Raw genomic sequence first — 17,836 nt, forward strand, 5'->3', positions numbered from 1 at the left:
GCCTTTTCTATTCCTGTTCCGGCTCGCGCAGCGGCAGGAAGCGCGGCGCACTGGCCACCTGCAGGCCGCCACTGGCGCTCAAGCCGTAGATGCCGCGCGCGACGTTGTGCGGATGCCGGGTCGCTTCGTCGATGCTCAGCACCGGCGCGAAGCAGACGTCGCTGCCTTCCAGCAGCGCGCACCAGTGCGCACGCGGCTGGCTGGCAATGAGCGTTTCCAGCCGCGCCTTCAGCGCCGGCCAGGCCGCCTTGTCGTATTGCGCCGCCGGGTCCAGGTCATGCAGGCCCAGCTTCTCCAGCAGCAGCGCATAGAACTTGGGCTCCAGCGCGCCGATGGTGATGAGGCCGCCGTCGGCGCAGGCGAACACGTCGTAGAAAGGCGAGTCGTGGAAGGGGCTGGGCTCGGGGCTGTCGAGCTGCCCGTTGGCGCGCGCCCAGTGCGCGATGGTGCCCAGCATGGCGACCACGTCGACGATGGCGGCATCCACCACGCGTCCCTGCCCGCTGGCACGCGCATCGACCAGCGCGCAGGCGATGCCGAAGACCATGCCCAGCGCGCCGCCCGCATCACCGACCACGGTCGGCGGCAGGATCGGGCGTTCGCCGCGGTGCGCCGACAGCGACAGCAGCCCGGTCAGCGCGACGTAGTTGAGGTCGTGCCCGGCGGCATGCGACAGCGGGCCGCTCTGGCCCCAGCCGGTCATGCGGCCGTACACCAGGCGCGGATTGCGCACCGCACACTGGGCGGGCCCCAGGCCCAGGCGCTCCATCACGCCGGGGCGGTTGCCTTCGATCACCACATCGGCCGCTTCGACCAGCGCCATGGCCCGGGCGTTGTCCTCGGGCTTCTTGAGGTCCAGCGGCACGATTGTCTTGCCGCGGCGCAGCGGGCTCTCCAGGTCGCCGCCCAACTGCTTGGACACCGAACCTTGTTGCGGCGGTGCCACCACGGTCACCTCGGCGCCCATGTCGGCCAGCATGCGGCCGGCCAGCGGCCCCGGTCCGATGCCTTCGAACTCGATGACCTTCACGCCCGCCAATGGTGGCTTCATGCTCCCAACCTCCGCGCAATGAGATCCTTCATGATCTCGCTGGTGCCGCCATAGATGCGCTGGATGCGTGCATCGGCGTACAGCCGCGCGATCGGGTACTCGACCATGTAGCCGTAGCCGCCGAAGAGCTGCAGGCACTCGTCGACCACCTTGCCCTGCTGCTCGGTGCAATAGAGCTTGGCCATGTAGGCGGCCTCCGGCTCGAGCTTGCCATCGACCAGGCGCTGCACGCAGTCGTTGACGAAGCTGCGCACCACGTGCGCGATGGTCGCGCATTCGGCCAGCTTGAAGCGCGTGTTCTGGAAGTCGAACACCGTCTGGCCGAAGGCCTTGCGTTGCCGCGTGTACTCGACCGTGAGTTCGACCGCGAGCTCGATCACTGCGGCCGCCGGCACGCACAGCAGCATGCGCTCGTAAGGCAGCTGGCTCATGAGCTGGGCAAAGCCCTCGCCCTCCTTCCCCAGCAGGTGATCGGCCGGCACGCGCATGCCGTCGAAGAAGAGCTCTGCCGTGTCGGAGGCATGCTGGCCCAGCTTCTCCAGGCGCCGCCCGACGCGAAAGCCGGGCAGGTCCTGGGTCTCCACCACGATCAGCGAGACGCCGCGGCTGCCGGCGTCGCCGGTGCGCACGGCCATCACCAGCAGGTTGGCCGAGAAGCCATTGGTGATGAAGGTCTTGCCACCGTCCACCACGTAGTGATCGCCGTCGCGCCGCGCGCGGGTTCGCAGCGCCTTCAGATCCGAGCCGGCGCCCGGCTCGGTGAGCGCGATGCCGGCCAGCAGTTCACCGCTCGCCAGCCGGGGCAGCCAGCGGCGCTTCTGCGCCTCGGTGCCGTAGTCGACGATGTAGTGCGCGGCCAGGTTGTGCACCGCGATGTTGCCGGGGAACTCGGCCTTGGCCAGTTCGTCCTGCACCACCAGCTGGTAGGCCATCGAGACGCCCGCGCCGCCGTAGCTTTCCTCCACCTCCGGCAGCAGGAAGCCCATCTCGCCGAACGGGCGCCAGGCTTCGCGCGGGATGTAGCCCTGGCGGCGCCAGCCCTCCAGGTGGGGCGACAACTCGTTGTGGATGAAGCGACGCACCTGGTCGCGGAAAGTCTCGATGTCTTCGTCCATCCACGGATGGCGAAGCAACTGGGGGAGTCCGGTCACTTAGAAATCTCTGTCTTGGGGTGATTGGGGCCGTATGCACCAGCGGTGCGGCAGCAACGCAGGTGCAGGACCTTAGCGGGGGACGTGGCGCGCGTGACCCCCCCGCGGCGGGTGTGCGACACGCTCCCCACCGTGGGGGGGCGACATCGCGGCGCCCAAATCTTCCAATGCGTGCAAGTCGACAAGAGGACCATGCATGCAATTCACCACGCCCAGCGAAGAACAGCGGCTCGCCGTCGAGGTCTTCAGGGCCTTCGCGCAGCGCGAGATCCATCCGGTCGCCGGCAAGCACCGGCATCGGGTGATGTCGTGGGCCGCGGCGCACGAGGTGCAGCAGATGGTGGCCGAATTCGGGCTGCCCGGCGCCGCCATCCCGAAGGCGCTGGGGGGCCTCGGCTTGTCGTGTGGCACGCAGGGCCTGCTCTTCGAACAATTCGCCCAGGCCGGCGGCGAGGCGCTGCCCGGCGTGCAGGACAGCATCGTGGTGGCGCGCCTGCTGCTCGCGGCCGCGCCGGCGATCCGCGACCGCTACCTGCCGGATGTGATCGCGGGCAGGAAGATTGGCGCGCTGGCCGCCCTGGAGGCGGCGCCCGGCGCGTCGTCGCAGTCCCGGGCACAGGCGCGCCTGGAAGATGGCCACTGGCTGGTGACGGCGAACGAGATCCGCGTCTCCAACGGCATCAATTCCGATTTCGTGATTTGCCCGGTGCGCACTTCGGCCGGCCAGTCGGCGCTGGTGCTGGTCGAGCGCGACGCGCATCGCTATGAGGTGCGCCTCGACCACGCCGCCGGCCCGGCCGACACAGGCACGGCGGAGATCTTCACGGCCAGCGCACGCGTGCCGCCGGACCATGTGCTGGCGCAAGGCGACGAGGCGCAACGCTTGCTCGCCGCCGCTCGCACGCAGCAATGGATCCATGCCGGATTGGGCAGCGTCGGCCTGATGCAGCTGGCGCTGGAGGAATCGATTGCCCACGCCCGGGCGCGCGAGGAGTTCGGGCGTCCGATGGCGGCGCATCGTCTTGTCGCGGCACGCATTGCGGAGATGGCGACGCGCGTCGAGTCGGCCCGCCTCATGTGCCACCGCTGCCTCGCGATGGTGGACGCCGGCATGGACTGCGAGACCGAGGCCGGCATGGCCCGGTGGTACGCGTCGGAGGCCGCTGCCAGCCTGCATCGACAGGCGCGGCAGCTTCGCGGCGTCGATGCCCCCGAATGGGACGCACCCCACGACCACCGCGAATCCTTCAAGCGCGCAGGCGCCGATCGCGCCGTCGAGATCCAGAAGCTGGTCGCCGCACGGGCGCTCACCGGCATTTCCGCCTTGAGCTAGCAAAGGAGACGCCTAGCGACCCGCGCACCCCCATGACGGCCGGCAACGACGCCAGCCCTGCACATCAAGAAACCCAACACGAAATCGAGATCGAGAGACAGATGATGAAAAACCAGAGACAACAGGCGCAACAGTCGCGCCGCAAGCTCGCAGGAAACCACCCGCCCATGAACAGGATCCTTGTCGCGATCGCCGCATTGGCGGCCGTCGGCACGGCGTCGGCGCAATCGAGCGTGAGCTTGTTCGGCGTCGTCGACATCGGCGTCAGCTACTACCAGACGACCAGCAACTACCAGAACAACGGCGTCATTCCCGCCACGCCCAAGCCGGACCTCAAGCAGAGCCAGACGGTCTTGTCCAACGGCGGCAATGCAGGCGGACGGCTGGGCTTCAGGGGCCAGGAAGACCTCGGCGGCGGCTTGGCCGCGGGCTTCTGGCTGGAGTCCTCGATGTGGGGCGACGTCGCAACGGTTGGCCGTGGCGCCCTCTACTTCGACCGGCGCTCGACAGTGAGCCTGCTCGGACCTTTCGGCGAAGTGCGGCTCGGCCGCGACTACAGCCCCACCTTCTGGAACGACGGGGTCTTCGATCCCTTCGGCAACGCCGGCTCCGGCAGCAGCCTGATCGTGCAGACGATGGGCAGCGCCTTCCCGACGCTGCAGCTGAACCGCGGGTTCTACGCCCGCAAGTCCAATTCCGTGGGCTACTTCCTGCCACCCAGCCTGGGCGGCTTCTACGGCCAGGTGATGTATGCGTTCAACGAGGTCGTCAACTCGGACGCGCTGAACGATCCGACCACCGCGAACAACGCGCGCACAGGCCGCTACGCAGGCGGTCGCGCCGGCTACGCCAATGGCCCGCTCGACGTGGCTGTGGCCTACGGCGGCAGCACGGTCGCCGACAACTTCCACTTCGGCTCGACGACGAACGTGACCACCTTCAACATCGGTGCCTCGTACGACTTCGACGTGGTGAAGTTTTTCGGCGAGTACTCGAAGGTCGACGTCAAGAGCGACTTCGTGAACATTGCCGCCTTCCCGCTCACACCCGCGCTGAGCCCGCCGCAAGACCTCAGCACCAACAACTACCTGGTCGGCCTGACGATCCCGGTCGGTGTGGGCCTGATCAAGGCTTCGTATTCACAGGTGAAGGGGGAGTTTTCCGCATTCACGCGCGCCGGCGCGGTGCCGGTGACCACGCCGCCTCCGAAGGCGCAGAAGTACGCCATCGGCTACGTGCACAACCTGTCGAAGCGCACGGCGCTGTACGCCACCTTTGCGGTGACGGACAACGAGAACGGCGCGGCCATCTCGCCGGTCAGCGTGACCTCGGCCGACGTCGGTCCGGGCTACACGAACACGGCCAACTCCTCGGCGCCCGGCTATCGGGCGGGGCGCGGCTACGGTTACGACTTCGGGATCCGGCACGCTTTCTGAGCCCCCAGGGCCGGGCCTTGCCCGGCCCGTCCCCCGCGCAGGGGATCAAGTCGAGATGGCAAGGCCACATCGACGTGAAAGCGTGATGTGCGGGGCGCCACTCTCACGGAGTGGTGCATGCCGCACCTGCCTTTGAGATCCTCGAATGCGAGTGATCCCCCTCCCCGAGCCCCCCACCTGCGAACACACGAATCCATCGCTGCGGGCGAGCACGACAACCATCAAAGAAGAAGACGGAAACGCCATGACCATCGAGCGACGGCCAAAGCAGCCGCGCAAGCACGCCGCGTCCAGCAGGACCGACGCTGCACGAGCGACCCCCCTGACGGCACATCCGGTGCCGCCCAGGCTCGGCCCCGACATCGGCATGCCGAAGGCCTTGCGCAGTCCCCGTCCCGACCGGGCGACGCGCGCCTTCCTGCGCATGCTCAACCTGGTCCAGCCTCTCATTCCGCAAAAGCTCGTTCCCCTGAAAGCCCAGCGCGAGATCATCCGCCTGTCGGCCCTGGCCTACGGCGACCGGCCCGACATGGCCGAAGTGGCCGAGCGCACGATCGCCGGCCCCGGCGGACAGATCGCACTGCGCATCTTCACGCCCAAGCGCGAATCGAAGCCACGGCCAGCCTTCCTGTGGTGCCATGGCGGCGGCTTCGTCACCGGCGGACTGGACACCGCGGAATCCATCTGCCGGCAGGTCGCGCTGGAAGCAGATTGCATCGCGATCGCCGTGCGCTACCGGCTGGCGCCCGAGCATGACCTGGTCGCCAGCCGCGAGGACTTCATGGCCGCGCTGCGCTGGGTCGCCGAGCACGGCGCATCGATCGGCGTCGACACCGCGCGGCTGGCCATCGGCGGCGATTCCGCCGGCGGCAACATCAGCGCCGCCGTCGCGCAGGCATGCCAGAGCCATGACGGCCCGCATGTGTCGCTGCAGGTGCTGGCCTACCCGGTCACCGATCTGCTGCACGAGTTTCCGTCGCACGCCGAGAACGCCAAGGGCGGCTACCTGCTCGACGAGAAAGTGACCGGCTGGATCAAGAGCCTGCTCGGCGAGAGCGCGAGCGAGGGCTTGAGCGATCCCAAGCTGTCGCCCCGCCGCAATCCGGACCTGCGCGGCCTGCCGCCGGCCCTGGTCATCACCGCCGGCTTCGACCCGCTGCGCGACGACGGGCTGGACTATGTGGCACGCCTGCGCACGGCCGGCATACCGGTGGAGTTGCTGCACTACGCCGGCCAGATCCACGGCTTCCTGAACTTCGACACCGTGATCGGCGCTGGCCGCGATGCGCTCGAACGCGTCGCCACTGCGCTGGCCACGACTTTCGGCAGCACGGCGCTGACCGACCGAACGCTGGAGATCACCGACCCGCCAGGCCCGCCGCCCCCGCTCGTGCACCACCTGGTGGCCGAGTGCGCCAGCACCGCACTGCTGCTGTGGATCTCCTCCGAGCGGTGGGGCCACACCTTGCTGAACCTGGCAGCACCGCGCGCCGCGCGGTCCGTGGGCCGCCTGGCAGGGTGGACCCTCGGGCCGGCCCTGGGGCTGCGCCGGCTGGCGATGTCGCGGCTGGACCGGCGGCATGTGCGCCAGACCCACCCGTCGCGGCCGATTGCCTGAGAACAACGATGGAGACGACAAACATGACACGACCCAAGATACCCGACCCACTGGCCCTGGGTCGGCAGGCGCTCGACCAGTTCGAGACCGGCGTCAACGCCTACGCCAGCCGCAAGATGGCGGACGCCGACTTCGTGCGCACGCTCGGCAGCCTGGCGCAGTGGCCGCTGGGCCTGAAGCACCTGACCGGGCAGGCTCAGGCCAGCGTGCTCAAGCGCCTGGACCTGCCCAGCCGCAGCGAACTGGCCGCGCTGGCGGCCGCCGTGCAGCGCGTCGAGGACAAGCTCGACCAGTTGCTTCCAACGCCTGCGCAGCAGGCCATGCAGTTCGCACCCAGGCGCACGCGTCGGCCGCCGCCACCGCTGCCGCTGCCGCTGCCGGCCGCCGCCGCGCCGGCAGAGCCTGCGCCCGCTGCCAGACATGTGTCCACCGCCAAGCCTGCGCCTGCCGCCAGGCCTGCGCCCGCCACCAGGCGTGCCCCTGCCGCCAAGCGGGTGTCGGACGCGAAAGGAGCCCGCCGATGATCTCGAGATCGGCTACAGCAAAGGCGCCGCCCCCGACACCGCGGGCAGCGTCGAAGAAGGCCGCGCCGATGCCGCCGGCCGCCGCCGAACCGACGCCGGCCGCGCGGCTGCGCGAGGAAGTCGAGCGAATGATCCAGCGCGGGTTCAAGGGCCTGGAGTACTTCGGCTCGCCGGCGCCGCAGGTGGGCGTGACGCCGCGCCGCCTGCTGCACCGGCGCGGCACGCTGGGCCTGTACCACTACGAGCCCCTCAACGACGAGCTCTACCGCGTGCCGCTGCTGCTGGTGATGGCCACCACGAACAAGGCCAACTTCTTCGACCTGACCCCGGGCCAGAGCATGGTCGAGTACCTCATGCGGCATGGCTACGACGTCTACGTGATGGACTGGAACGCCCCCACGCGTGCAGAAAGCGGGTTGCGCATCGAGGACTACGTGCTCGACTTCATACCCGACAGCATCCGCCGCGTGCAGCAGCACTGCGGCGAGCCCGATGTCTCGCTGATCGGCTACTGCATGGGCGGCGTGCTGGCCACCATCTACGCCGCACTGCACCCGGGTGGGCCCCTGAAGAACCTGGTCACGTTCACAACGCCGATCGACTGGACCCAGACGACGCTGGCCGCGTCCATCGCCGGCTCGCAGGACCGGGACGTCGACCGCCTGATCGAGGCTGTGGACCTGGTGCCGCCCGAGTCCATCATCTCCGCCATCAACCTGCAGCGCCCCGCCAGCCGGGCCGTCGCGCAGGTACGGCTGTGGGACAACATGTGGAACGACAAGTACGTCAAGGCGTACCGCATGATGCAACGCTGCGAAGCCGAGACGCTGCCGATGGCCGGCACCTACTCGCGGCAGATCCTGAAAGAGCTGATCCGCAAGAACGGCCTTGTCAACGACACGCTGCGCATCGGCGGCCGGCCGGTGCGGCTGGAGAACATCGAGGTGCCGCTGCTGCACATCATGGCCCAGTACGACCACATGGTCCCGCAGGCGTGCGGGCGCCCCCTGGTCGAACGCGCGGGCTCGCGCGACAAGTCCGAACTCATCCTGCCAGGCGGCCATGCCAGCCTGGTGGCAGGCCCCAATGCCGTCAAGCGCATGTGGCCCGCACTCGATCAATGGTTAGCCCCGAGGTCCGTATGAAGAAAAAACCGCTTTCGCGCGACTACCCGCGCCAATTCAAGCTGGGCAAGTCCGGCATCACCGTGCGTTGGATGACGCCGGACGACGCGGCCGCCGTCGGCGCCTTCGTCCAGTCGTTGCCCGCGCACGACCTGCTGTTCGTGAGCCAGGACATCAGCCATCCCAAGGTGCTGGCCGCCTGGATGAGCGCCCTGGCGGATGACCGCATGCGCAGCCTGGTGGCCTTCGAGGGCGACCAACTGGTCGGATGCACGGCGATCGTCATCGATCCGCTGTCGTGGTCCTCGCACGTGGGCGAACTGCGCGTGCTGGTGGATACGTCATGGCGCGGCCGTGGCCTGGGCCGCGTGCTGGTGCAGGAAAGCTTTGCACTGGCGCTGGGCTTCGGGCTCGACAAGCTCATCGTGCGGATGACGGTGGACCAGGGCGCCGCCATTGCGCTGTTCGAGGAACTTGGCTTCCGCGCGGAAGCGGTCCTGCGCGATCACGTCAAGGATCGCGAAGGCCGTTCGCACGACCTGGCGCTGCTCGGCCACGACATCGACGAGGTGCAGGCGCGCATGCAGGTGATGGGCCTGGACCGGGCATTGAGCGCGTGAATCCACTCGCATGACTCTTTCATTCACTACAACTCGCCGGTCTTGACCGGCACACACGGAGACTGACCTATGACAAGCAACAGAGAACTTTCAATTCACGGTGTCACCCCGACAGCGAAGACCTTGGGCACGCAGCAATGCGGCCGGGCTTCGCGGTGGCATGGATCACGGCTTGCGATCGCAGGCATTGCGTTGATGCTGGCCGGCGCCGCGTCGGCGGCTTCGTCCACGATGCCGCAATACAACCCCTACCTCGCACAGTCCTACAACAACCAGGGCCACTGGAACGACGCGGCCACCGACAGCACCGACATCGCCGTGCCGCGCGGCGCGTTCGAAGTCACGCCGGGTTCCTTCGATGTGGTCCCCAATGAATCGGCCAGCCTGCCGCATTACAGCGACAAGGTCGGCGGCAAGGAAATCTACTGGTGGTGGTCTGGTTTTTCGCTGCGCAAGCTGCGTATCGACAACGGCAAGTTCGTCGAGATCGACCGGATGAAGATCCCGCTCTCGCTGCCGGACTACAAGGAAGCCACGCCCGAGCAGCGCATGGCGCAGGCCGCCGAGGTGCAGAAATTCCTGCAGGCGAAGGATGAACAGGGGCTGCTCGACTACATGAAGTCGCAACCCAACCGCATGCTCACCGCGGTCGAAGACCAGGTTCGGACCGGCGCCATCTATTCGCTGCTGACGCGCGAAGATACTTTCGTCGGTGCCAGCGGCCGCCGGCTGTTCACGATCGCCCAGTCCGATCCGAAGGATCCGGAATCGCGCCTGCTGCCGCCCAGGGAAAAGGTCCTGCCGGAGGAGCTGTTCGACAACGAGAAGGCCAAGCGCGGCACGCGTTATCCGGTCGATGCCATGTTCGGCATCGGCATGACCTACAACGGCTACCTGCTGGCCAATACCGTCGGCGGCAAGATCATTACCCTCGACCGCAAGACCCTGGACGTGGTCGACGTGTACGCGGTCAAGGGAAGCGACGAGCTGTTCCTGAACGGCTTCGCCACCGGCCGGGAGATGGGCGGCGGCGCGGTGTATGTGGCCTCCAACACGACGATGTATCGCCTGGTGGTCGACGCGAAGGGCAAGATCCACGCCGACGAAAAGAGCGGCGCATGGCAGGAGCCCTATGAGCGCGGCGCCAAGTTCACGAGCATCAAGATCGCCGACGGCACGGGCTCGACCCCCACGCTGATGGGTTTTGGACCGAAGGACGACAAGCTGGTCGTGTTCACCGATGGCGCCAACAAGATGCGCCTGGTGGCGATGTGGCGCGACAAGATTCCTGCCGGCTGGAAGCAGAAGCCCGGCACGCTGTCGAGGCGCATCGCCGATCAGCGCGAAGTCGACCTGGGACCGGAGATTGACACAGTGCAATCCGAGCAATCGGTGGCGGTGTATGGCGACTATGCCTTCGTGATCAACAACATCCCGACCAGGCAAGCGCCGCAATTGAGCAACCAGTCCTATTTCGCGTCCATGATCAACGGCGCAACCCGTCCCAGCCCGCGCGGCGCCGCGATGATGAAGTGGGACCCGAGCACACATGCATGGAAGACCCAGTGGACCCGCACCGACCTGGGCTCGATTTCGATCGTGCCGATGATCAGCGGCGGCAGCCGGATGGCGATCATCGACGGCTATTTCGCGGACCGCATGAATGACCGTCATCTCATCGGCATGGACCTCGACACCGGCAAGACCGTGCTGCGGATCCGCACCGGCACCGATCCGCGCTTCAACGGCATGTTTGCGCCGATCAAGTGCGACCCGGACGGCAACATCCTGTTCGGCATGGCGTTCGGACTGATGCGCATGGATACGTCGAAGATGAAGCGGCTTGAGGACTGAGTCGGCGCAACATGTATGGCGCCGCAGTTCGGCGCCGCTTTGAGGCTGAGGGCGGCGGCGTTGACGAAACGCGATTGCCCATGGTGCGTTAGACCGGCCGACCGAGGCCGGATCGAATCCGCGAACGAGCAATGCACCCCGCGCACGTCAAGATGGGAACTTCATCCGTTCGACAAGGGCAGTGAATCTGCGATCGTCCCGAAGCGATTTCCAGCGCGGGTCCAGCCGCAACCAGACGAGCCAGTTGGAGCGTTCCTCGAAGGCCTTGTCGAGCCAAGCGAAAGCCTCATCTTTCTGGCCGAGTCCCGCATGCACGAGCGCCACCCCATAGGCGGTGACGAAGCGGTGCGTCGACAGGGCTTCCATCTCCAGCAGCACGGATCGCGCGTCATCCTTGCGTCCCGCCACGCCGCAGGTGTAGCCGCGGGCGGCGACCAGGACGGGCCACCCAGGTGCCACACGTTCGGCGCTGGCGGTCTCCACGAGCGCCTCGTCATACCGGCCCGTCTCGACAAGGGCACGGCCCATCCACAGATGCGCCAGGAGGAAGTCGCTCTTCATGCCGAGAACCGACTGCAATTGCGCAATCGCCTGCGCCTCGCGGCCGTTGTAATAGTGGTGGAATCCGATGTCGGTGTTGATGGCGAGTGACAGCGGATCGAGGCGCTGCCCGGTGCCGATCTCCCGAAAGGCCGCGTCGGCATCGCCTGTCGCCAGCAGGTAGACCGCGTACCACTGGTGTGCAACCGGGTCGTTGGGGTTCAACGCAATGGCCCGCGCGAATTCCTCGCGAGCGCCCGCCCAGTCCCAGTCGAAGTAGAACTTGATATAGGCCAGCGAAGCGTGCGCCTGCCCCAGAGAAGGATCCAGTTCAAGTGCCTTCAGGGCATAGGGGCGCGCCACGGGAAAGGCGCCGACGGGTGCCACGTAGCTCAGGTAGCCGAGCGTGGTGTGCGCATCGGCAAGTGCGGCGTACGCGAGCGCAAAGTCCGCGTCGAGTTCGATTGCGCGGTGGAAGTGCTTGATGGCGCGTTGAAGGCCCTCTTCGCTGCGTTCATTCCACAGGAAGCGGCCCTGTAGATAAGCCCGGTACGCCGCGTCATGGGCGGTGGGCCGGCGACCCAGGGCGTTGATCTGCGCTTCCGGAGGATTCACGCGCAGTTCTCGAAGCAGGTCTGCGGAGAGGCGGGCAGGCAGATGCGGCAGGTCGGTGGCCGGAATCTCGTAGGTCGACTTCCAGACGCTGCGCTGACGCGCGACATCGAACAACTCGAGCCGGAGGGTCAAATCCTTCCCCCGCTCCACAAGCGTTCCGCTGAGGATGGCGGCAGCATTCAGCTTGCGTCCGGCATCCTTTGCGTCGACGGGCCTGCCCTTGAAGCCCAGGGTGGAGGCGCGTGGCGTCACACGAAGGCCGCGAATCAGCGTCAGTCTGTCAATAACGCTGTCGGAGATTCCATCGGCGAGGTATGCGATCGCGGGTACGTCGACGGCAAAGGGCAGGACCGCGACTGAATCGTATGGATCGGGCCGTGCAGCCAACTGCCAGGCGATGAAGGCGGCCACCAGCACCCCCAGCACGCCCGCAAGCAGCCAGGCGGCCGTTCGACGCGCTGGCCCCGCTGCCACCGGCGTTGGCGCCGGAGTCACGGGTGGGCCTGAGCCTCCACCACCGCGCAATTGCGCGAGGTTCAAGGTCGCGATGTCTTCAAACTCGACGGGGCCGACGAAGCGGTAGCCCTGGCGCGCAACCGTTTCGATCCACCCGGCGCCATCGGGCGATCGCCCCAGCACCTTCCGGATCGCCGACACGTTCACGCTGAGGTTGACTTCTTCGACGACCAGCCCCGGCCAGACCTGCTGCAGCAGTTGATCCTTGCTGACGAGGTGCCCCGGATGGCGCATCAGCGCGACGAGGATGTCGAAGGCCTTGCCGGTGATCTCGACCGCCTGGCCGCCTTGCATGAGCAGGCGTTCGCTGGGCACCAGCAGGATGTTGCCGCATCGAAAGATCGACTCTTCGTGACCCTTCATGTCGCCTGACCCCGTGCCTCAGGGCTTTTGCAGGAGAAATCCAGCCCTTGTGCAGGGACTGGTGCGAGCGAAGCGCGAACCATCGTAGCACCGGCATGTGCCGGAGCGTGACGATCCAAAGGAGCTCATCATGAACATCCGGCCAGGACCCCATTCGATTGCGTTGCTCATTGCTACGGCTATTTGCCAAGGCGGCGCGGCCCAGGCTGCCGCCGAAGACGAGGTGCGCGCGAGCTTCGAGCGATTCGTGCAAGTGCAGAACACGCACGATGCCAAGGCGCTGGAGGGGTTGCTCGCGGACTCCCCCGGATTCCTGTGGATCACACGCGGAACAGTCATTTGGGGGCGAGACGCGGCGTTGCAGCAGTTCGCGAAGCTTTATACGGGCACTTGGCGGCTGGACCCGGAATACGGCGGCTTTCGGGTCGTGCCGATCGGCGAAGACGTTGCCGAAGTCCATGTGCCGGTCCAGTTCACGACCGGTCCGGCCGGGCAGGCACCGCAGGTCACCCGGCTCTTCCTGAACCAGGTGCTCGTGAAATCGGGGGGCGCGTGGCGCGTGTTGTCCATCTTTCCGATCGCTGCGCCGGCGCCTTGAGATGCTCGCCGATAGAGGATGGAGGATGCTGCGCCTCGGCCGGCTGCGGTCTTTCAAGCGCTCGGGCCATCCCAGGATCTACGACCGGTTCCAAGGTAGTACAGACATGGCCCGGGCTCCGTCCCTCTACCAACTGCGCCATTGCAGTAGTGCCCCCGATCGAACGGCGGCTCACCACGGCGCCGAAGTGCTAGTCCGGAAAAGCGCCAGTTTTCGCAAGGGCTCGATGTGGGCGATGCCTCAGGCTCTTGCGGAGCTGGTGGCGCGTTGCGACGGGCCACTTCGGGCGCGCGTTGCGCGTTGCTTCCGCGAAGCTGTCGAGCTGGCATGCACTTCAACCTCGGTCGCCAGATACTGCGCGATCTCTCTCTGAACGGCGCTCAAGGGCTGCGTCGAAGTCACGAGCGCGAGTTCTGTCGGCGGCAGTTCGGGGAAGCCATCCCGTGTTCCCAGGAGCGCGTGACCTTCCATGACGGCACTCGTCGGCAGCACCGTCACGCCGAGACCGCAAGCCACGGCCGCCTGGATGCCGGTGAGGCTCTGGCTGCCGAAGGCCACTCGCCAAGGCCGGCCGGCGATCTCCAGTGAGCGGATGGCGCGCTGCCGATAGATGCAACCGTCGGGGAACAGTGCCAAGGGCACGCTGCTCTCTTCCCGGCGCAGGCCCTGCGCGCCGGTGACCCACACGAGGCGCTCCGGCCAGGCGGCGATGCACTCGCCGGCCCCGGGCTCGCGTTTGACGAGCGCAATGTCGATCTCGCCTGCGTCCAGTCGGCGTCGCAGGTCGATGCTCATGCCGCTCACCGTTTCCAGTCGCACGTCGGCGTGCGATGCCATGTAGCCGGACAGGATCGTCGACATCCGAACCGCATCGAAGTCCTCGGGAACGCCGATACGCACGGGTGGCAAGGACGCGGGTCGCGCCAAGGCGTCTTCGGCTTCCTGCGCCATCGCCAGCAGCTTGCGGGCATAGTGCGCAAGCCGCTCGCCGCCTTCTGTCGGCACGACGCGCTTGCCGGTGCGGTCACGCAGCAGCAGCGCCTGCCCCATCCTGTCTTCCAGCTTGAGGATCTGCTGGCTCACCGTCGATTGGGTCCTGTGGACGCGGTCGGCAGCACGCGAGAAGCTGCGCTCGTCGACAACGCACACCAGCGTTTTCAGAAGTTCAAGATCCAGCATATGGCCTCCGTCAGTCGATTATCCACTGACAATCATGCAAAGATTTAATTTCCAAATAATCGAGCACCTGAGCACCATCGAGGCCTCTCATTCGACACGGTGCACTGAATGCCGCTCTTCAATACCCCCCGCCCGCAATGGCTGACCTTCGACTGCTACGGCACGCTGATTCAATGGGACGAAGGCCTGCTGGCCGCCGTCGAGCGCATCCTGCGCAGCAAGGGCTCGGTCGACATCGATCCCGCTCGACTCATTTCGGTCTACGACTCGCACGAGCACGCACTGGAGCAGACGCCCCCGCATCGCTCGTTCCGCACGGTCGCGGGCGAGAGTCTGCGCCTGGCGCTCGACGAACTGGGGCTGCGGAGCTCTCCCGATGACATCAGCGTCCTCACGGACGGCATTGGCGCCATGCCTCCTTTCCCGGAAGTCGTCGAATCGCTGCGCCGCTTGAAGACCGCGGGCTTCAATCTCTGCATCGTCTCCAACACCGACGACGACATCATCGCGTCCAACGTGGCGCAACTCGACGGACTGATCGACCGCGTCATCACGGCCCAGCAAGCCGGGGTCTACAAGCCGGCCCGTGGCCTGTTCGACCATGCACACGCCCAGCTTGGCGTTTCGAAGGATGACGTGGTCCACATCTGCGCCAGCCCGCACCTGGACCACGCCGCCGCGCGGGATGTCGGCTTCCGTTGCGTCTGGATCGACCGCGGGACCGGCCGCCAGCTGCTTCCCGACTACACGCCGGACGCCACGCTGAGCAAGCTCGATCAGGTCGCCCCGCTCTTCAACGAGCTGGGCTGGTTGTGAAGACGCTTGAGGAAATTCACCATGGCACACACGCTGGCTGTCTCCCGCGCCTCACATGCTTCACCGGCTCCACAGAAGCTGAAACTTGACTCGGAGGCGGCCATGGCGGCGCGCGTCGAACTCGCCGCGTGCTTCCGTCTCGCCGCCAGGTTCGGGTTCGAGGAGGGGATCTGCAACCACTTCTCGGCCGTGGTGCCGGGGCATGACGGACTGATGTTCATCAACCCCTTCGGCTACGCCTTTGGCGAGATCACGGCATCGCGGTTGCTGGTCTGCGATTTCGATGGCAACGTCCTGGCCGGCGAAGGGGTACCGGAGGCGACGGCCTTCCATATCCACGCTCGCCTGCATCGGCTGAAGCCCCGCATCAAGGTCGCGCTGCACACCCACATGCCCAATGCCACCGCGCTGAGCATGCTCGAAGGACCGCCGCTGATATGGGCTGGGCAGACTGCGCTGAAGTTCTACGGCCGGACCGCTGTCGACGAGCACTACAACGGGCTGGCGCTGGACGCCTCCGAAGGCGATCGCATCGCCCAGGCGATGGGCGATGCCGACATCGTGTTCCTGAAGAGCCATGGTGTCATGGTCACGGGCCCCAATGTCTCCGAAGCCTGGGACGACCTCTACTACCTCGAGCGCGCCGCCGAAGTGCAGCTCAAGGCCATGAGCGCCGGCCGGCCCATCAAGCCGATTGCGCCGGAGGTGGCGCAGCGCACCCATGAGCAGATGCGGGCCGGAGACCCGGCAAGTGCCCGGGCTCACCTGCACAGCAGGATGCGCATGCTCAGGGCAGAAGGCATCCCGCTCGACGAATGAGGGATGGACTGACTGCACCGGTGCCGGCGGCTGTCAATCGGGCGTGCGTCGGTCGCAGAACTCGATGAAGCGATCGGTCGATATGCCCGCCTTGTCGACGGACTGCCCATGTGGTCAGCGAATGGCAGTTTCCTGGGTGCACTTTGGAACGGCGGTCCCGGCCATCTTCCAAGGCGTGATCGCCGGGGCACGTCGTCCAGGAGGGAGCACGAAGCGGTCGCTCTGATGCGCTCCAGCGATCGACCGCTTTCGCTGCTGCGGAGATCTCAACCATGTGCAGATCTTGAGAGGCTGGCTGGCGCGATTGGCAAGCCGTTTGTACTAGCCCGCGCCGCGGGCGGTGACGCGCCAGATGACGTCGCCCACGTCGTCTGCCACCAGCAACGCGCCGTCGGGCCCGATGGCGACGCCGACCGGGCGCCCGTACGACTCGCTTTCGTCGGGCGACAGGAAGCCGCTCAGGATGTCGCGCGGCAGGCCTGCCGGGAGGCCGCCCTCGAACGGTACGAACACGACCCGGTAGCCGCTGAGCTTGCTGCGGTTCCACGAGCCGTGCTGACCGATCGCCATGCCCGCGGGCCAGCCGGGCAGCGTGCCAGCGGGCAGCCAGCACAGGCCGAGCGACGCAGTGTGCCCGCCGAGCGCGTAGTCGGGTGTCAGCGCACGCGCGACCGCGGCCTGGTCCTGCGGCACGCGGTCGTCGACCGTGCGGCCCCAATAGCAGTACGGCCAGCCGTAAAAGCCGCCGTCGCGCACCGAGGTCAGGTAGTCGGGTGGCGTCTCGTCACCGAGGCCGTCTCGTTCGTTGACCACGGTCCACAATTGACCGGTGGTCGGTTCCCAGGCGAGGCCGACCGGGTTGCGCAGGCCGCCGGCGTAAATCCGGCTGTGGCCACTGGCGAGGTCGATCTCGTAGATGCAGGCGCGCCCGGTTTCGACCTCGAAGCCGCTTTCGGCAATGTTGCTGAGCGAGCCGACGGCGGCGTAGAGCTTGCTGCCGTCGGGGCTCGCGAGCAGGCTGCGCGTCCAGTGGCCGCCCGGCTTGAATTCGTTCAGGCGGCGGCCCGGCGCGTCGATGCGCGTCGTGCCGGGGGTGTACGGGAACGCCACCACGCCGTCGGTGTTGCCGACATAGAACACGTCGCCAATCAGCGCCATGCCGAAGGGCTGGCTCAAGCCCTCGAGCAGTGTCGAGCGGATCTCGGCGACGCCGTCGCGGTCGGCATCGCGCAGCAGCGTGATGCGGTTCGGGCTTGGGCCGATCGCGGCGGCGCGCCGCATGGTGCTGACCATCGCGTAGTCGAACACAGACTTGATCGGGCCCGGCTGGAACAGCGCCTCGGCCACCGTCACATCGCCGTTGGGCAGCACGTGGATCCAGCGCGGATGCTTCAGTCCGGTGGCAAACGCGTTGACCTCGAGCCCGGGCGCCGGTGTCGGCTTGTGCCCGCCGGACCAGCCGCGCGCAGTCGGCATCTTGAGTGTCGGGATGCGGCCCTGAGGGCGTGCGTCGGGGATCGTCGGCGCGGCTCCGACCGCCTGCGTCGGATCGCCGGCCTGCATCCGGCGCCACTGCAGCGCTGCATTACCGGCCAGCGCAACCATCTGCGCGAACGCGCTCGACATGCTCATCAAGGTTCCTCTCGTCCCAGATTACCCAACACGATGTCCACGGAGCC

The 17,836-nt window shown here is 67.0% G+C and carries 15 protein-coding genes and 1 pseudogene; 10 read left to right on the forward strand and 6 right to left on the reverse strand.

Features of this window, described 5'->3' with window-relative positions:
* Positions 1 to 7: 7 nt before the first annotated feature.
* Positions 8 to 1,051 carry a CaiB/BaiF CoA-transferase family protein gene (locus tag HCU76_RS05900; RefSeq protein WP_218508735.1) on the reverse strand — a complete coding sequence of 348 codons (1,044 nt, stop codon included), beginning with the start codon at positions 1,049 to 1,051 and terminating at the stop codon, positions 8 to 10.
* Positions 1,048 to 2,166, reverse strand: coding sequence for an acyl-CoA dehydrogenase family protein (locus HCU76_RS05905; protein WP_218508793.1), 1,119 nt, complete (start codon positions 2,164 to 2,166; stop codon positions 1,048 to 1,050). Before HCU76_RS05905 ends, HCU76_RS05900 begins: the two co-directional genes overlap by 4 nt.
* Before the next feature lie 232 nt (positions 2,167 to 2,398).
* Between HCU76_RS05905 and HCU76_RS05910 the strand changes: the two genes are divergently transcribed.
* From HCU76_RS05910 to HCU76_RS05940, 7 genes are all read left to right on the forward strand, one after another.
* Positions 2,399 to 3,535: an acyl-CoA dehydrogenase family protein gene (locus HCU76_RS05910; protein WP_218508736.1), complete on the forward strand. Its 1,137-nt coding sequence runs from the start codon at positions 2,399 to 2,401 to the stop codon at positions 3,533 to 3,535.
* A gap of 167 nt (positions 3,536 to 3,702) precedes the next feature.
* Positions 3,703 to 4,971, forward strand: coding sequence for a porin (locus tag HCU76_RS05915; RefSeq protein WP_218508737.1), 1,269 nt, complete (start codon positions 3,703 to 3,705; stop codon positions 4,969 to 4,971).
* A 244-nt stretch (positions 4,972 to 5,215) separates the two neighbouring features.
* Positions 5,216 to 6,589 (forward strand): alpha/beta hydrolase, encoded by a 1,374-nt coding sequence (locus tag HCU76_RS05920; protein ID WP_218508738.1) that lies wholly within the window; start codon positions 5,216 to 5,218, stop codon positions 6,587 to 6,589.
* Between the two features lie 23 nt (positions 6,590 to 6,612).
* Positions 6,613 to 7,113 carry a hypothetical protein gene (locus HCU76_RS05925; RefSeq protein WP_218508739.1) on the forward strand — a complete coding sequence of 167 codons (501 nt, stop codon included), beginning with the start codon at positions 6,613 to 6,615 and terminating at the stop codon, positions 7,111 to 7,113.
* A complete protein-coding gene (locus tag HCU76_RS05930) occupies positions 7,110 to 8,258 on the forward strand; it encodes an alpha/beta fold hydrolase (RefSeq protein ID WP_256354014.1) in 1,149 nt (382 codons plus the stop codon). The genes HCU76_RS05925 and HCU76_RS05930 overlap by 4 nt, the downstream gene beginning before the upstream one ends.
* A complete protein-coding gene (locus HCU76_RS05935; protein WP_218508740.1) occupies positions 8,255 to 8,857 on the forward strand; it encodes a GNAT family N-acetyltransferase in 603 nt (200 codons plus the stop codon). The genes HCU76_RS05930 and HCU76_RS05935 overlap by 4 nt, the downstream gene beginning before the upstream one ends.
* A 69-nt stretch (positions 8,858 to 8,926) precedes the next feature.
* Positions 8,927 to 10,711, forward strand: a complete 1,785-nt coding sequence (locus tag HCU76_RS05940) for a hypothetical protein (RefSeq protein ID WP_256354015.1) — start codon at positions 8,927 to 8,929, stop codon at positions 10,709 to 10,711.
* 147 nt (positions 10,712 to 10,858) lie between these two features.
* Here the strand turns inward: HCU76_RS05940 and HCU76_RS05945 are convergent, their stop codons facing one another.
* Entirely contained in the window at positions 10,859 to 12,406 is a 1,548-nt protein-coding gene (locus tag HCU76_RS05945) for a tetratricopeptide repeat protein (RefSeq protein ID WP_256354016.1), read from the reverse strand.
* A gap of 93 nt (positions 12,407 to 12,499) precedes the next feature.
* Positions 12,500 to 12,745: pseudogene (locus tag HCU76_RS37165) on the reverse strand (transcriptional regulator); the annotation flags it as partial.
* A 130-nt stretch (positions 12,746 to 12,875) separates the two neighbouring features.
* Between HCU76_RS37165 and HCU76_RS05950 the strand changes: the two are divergent.
* Entirely contained in the window at positions 12,876 to 13,343 is a 468-nt protein-coding gene (locus HCU76_RS05950; protein WP_218508742.1) for a nuclear transport factor 2 family protein, read from the forward strand.
* 240 nt (positions 13,344 to 13,583) lie between these two features.
* Here the strand turns inward: HCU76_RS05950 and HCU76_RS05955 are convergent, their stop codons facing one another.
* On the reverse strand, positions 13,584 to 14,522 hold the full coding sequence (locus HCU76_RS05955) for a LysR family transcriptional regulator (protein ID WP_218508743.1): 939 nt from the start codon (positions 14,520 to 14,522) through the stop codon (positions 13,584 to 13,586).
* A gap of 108 nt (positions 14,523 to 14,630) precedes the next feature.
* On the opposite strand from HCU76_RS05955, the gene HCU76_RS05960 reads away from it, so the two are divergent.
* Together HCU76_RS05960 and HCU76_RS05965 are read left to right on the forward strand one after the other, a co-directional pair.
* Positions 14,631 to 15,338 (forward strand): HAD-IA family hydrolase, encoded by a 708-nt coding sequence (locus HCU76_RS05960; RefSeq protein WP_218508744.1) that lies wholly within the window; start codon positions 14,631 to 14,633, stop codon positions 15,336 to 15,338.
* 21 nt (positions 15,339 to 15,359) lie between these two features.
* On the forward strand, positions 15,360 to 16,157 hold the full coding sequence (locus HCU76_RS05965) for an aldolase (RefSeq protein ID WP_218508745.1): 798 nt from the start codon (positions 15,360 to 15,362) through the stop codon (positions 16,155 to 16,157).
* 321 nt (positions 16,158 to 16,478) lie between these two features.
* On the opposite strand, the gene HCU76_RS05970 is transcribed toward HCU76_RS05965, so the two are convergent.
* On the reverse strand, positions 16,479 to 17,789 hold the full coding sequence (locus tag HCU76_RS05970; RefSeq protein ID WP_218508746.1) for a sorbosone dehydrogenase family protein: 1,311 nt from the start codon (positions 17,787 to 17,789) through the stop codon (positions 16,479 to 16,481).
* Between the last annotated feature and the right edge of the window lie 47 nt (positions 17,790 to 17,836).

The organism is Variovorax sp. dw_308 (assembly GCF_019207085.1).
GTDB lineage: Bacteria > Pseudomonadota > Gammaproteobacteria > Burkholderiales > Burkholderiaceae_C > Variovorax.